This is a genomic window from Pseudomonas sp. p106, from assembly GCF_003936645.1.
In the GTDB taxonomy this organism is placed as follows: Bacteria; Pseudomonadota; Gammaproteobacteria; order Pseudomonadales; family Pseudomonadaceae; genus Aquipseudomonas; species Aquipseudomonas putida_E.
In genome coordinates this window covers 269223-270874 of record NZ_RHQR01000004.1, presented here as the reverse complement: position 1 = coordinate 270874, position 1652 = coordinate 269223, and the positions used below count along the sequence as shown (strand labels likewise).

At 61.2% G+C, this 1652-nt stretch carries 4 protein-coding genes; all 4 read left to right on the top strand.

Annotated elements, in window-relative coordinates:
* On the top strand, positions 1-183 hold a 183-nt coding region (locus EGJ09_RS07485; protein WP_125923575.1), incomplete at its 5' end, for a hypothetical protein.
* A gap of 4 nt (positions 184-187) precedes the next feature.
* Positions 188-436, top strand: a complete 249-nt coding sequence (locus EGJ09_RS07480; protein ID WP_125923553.1) for a DUF3077 domain-containing protein — start codon at positions 188-190, stop codon at positions 434-436.
* Between the two features lie 391 nt (positions 437-827).
* Positions 828-1097 (top strand): hypothetical protein, encoded by a 270-nt coding sequence (locus EGJ09_RS07475; RefSeq protein ID WP_125923552.1) that lies wholly within the window; start codon positions 828-830, stop codon positions 1095-1097.
* Positions 1098-1113: 16 nt separating this feature from the next.
* A complete protein-coding gene (locus EGJ09_RS07470) occupies positions 1114-1350 on the top strand; it encodes a DUF3077 domain-containing protein (protein ID WP_125923551.1) in 237 nt (78 codons plus the stop codon).
* Positions 1351-1652: the final 302 nt, after the last annotated feature.

Sequence of the window (1652 nt, the reverse complement as noted above, 5' to 3'; positions counted from 1 at the left end):
GCCCTGGCCCACGCCAGCGAACTGCTGCGCGGCGTCGCCGAAACCATCGACGAACACTGCCGCACCCACGCCGGCGAACCGGGCCTGAGCATGCTCAGCAACGCCGAGCATGCCTGCGAGACGTCCAGAGCCCTGATCGAGCATGCCTTGACTGGCCTCTACAACGCGCAAAGGCAGAGGTGACTCAATGAATGACACGTTGAAAAACGTCACCACAGCCGGCAGCGAAACCTTCGACCTGTTTCGCCTGCAACCGGGCGTGCCTTTCGAGCACGCCTTCAGCCAGCTATCAGTACTGCTCGGTTGCATCCGCCACCTCACCACCGAAGCCGAAATGGAAAACGACCGCAAGGCCGGCAGCGCGGCGCGCATCCTGAGCGAGATGGCCAAGGCACTGATCGACGACATCGAGCTTGGGCTGAACAAATCCCACTGATGCCACCCGGGCCGCGCTGCGGCCCAATTGCCGGCGATCGAGGGCACAGCCCTCACCTAAGCCCTCCACCCGTAAGACATTTCCTAACCTGCAACCAAATGCTTCTGGATTAAATGCTTTGGGATTTATCCTACGACCGCTGCTGCCGTTTCGCTGTTGTTGCTCACAACCATCAGGGCTAACTTCCCTGGGTCGTTTTCGAACGACAGGGTGTGAGAACCCCGTAAACATGACAGCAGCCTCGTAATGGCGGCCCTGCGTGGGCAGACCTCGGTCTGGCCGGATTTCCCATGTTTACCGGTTTCTCACCCCACGCATGGCTGCCACCTAATCCCGTGAGAAAGGATCGCGTAGGCAGCTCCTGTTGAGTAATCAAACTGGGATCTGCACCATGAAGAAAATCGTACCCGCCCCACCCCGCTCCAAACTCCTCACCAACCCGTACTTCTCCATCCACAGCGACATGCCCCCTCCAGACGCCCTGGCCCACGCCAGCGAACTGCTGCGCGGCGTCGCCGAAACCATCGACGAACACTGCCGCACCCACGCCGGCGAACCAGGCCTGAGCATGCTCAGCAACGCCGAGCATGCCTGCGAAACGTCCAGAGCCCTGATCGAGCATGCCTTGACTGGCCTCTACAACGCGCAAAGGCAGAGGTGACTCAAAGAATGACGCGTTGAAAAACCTCACCACAGCCGGCAGCGAAACCTTCGACCTGTTTCGCCTGCAACCGGGCGTGCCTTTCGAGCACGCCTTCAGCCAGCTATCAGTACTGCTCGGTTGCATCCGCTACCTCACCACCGAAGCCGAAATGGAACACGACCGCCAGGCCGGCAGCGCGGCGCGCATCCTGAGCGAGATGGCCAAGGCGCTGATCGACGACATCGAGCTTGGGCTGAACAAATCCCACTGATACCACCCGGGCCGCGCTGCGGCCCAATCAGCGGCGACACCCCGCCACACACCATCATGTCGCCAAGCCAGCACCCCGATTGAACCCTCGGCAAACCCCAACAGTCCACCCTTACAGGCCCACCTTCCAGAGGCCTTCAAGGAGACACCCATGAAAGGTACCGCGCTTTCGGCCCTCTTCGCGGCCGCTACCCTCCTGGCTTCACCGGTGTTCGCTGCTGACGACCTGTGCACTATCAACCTGCAGAAGATCGACAACCAGATGGCCACCGCCGGCGCCACCTCCGAAGGCCTGGACAAGGC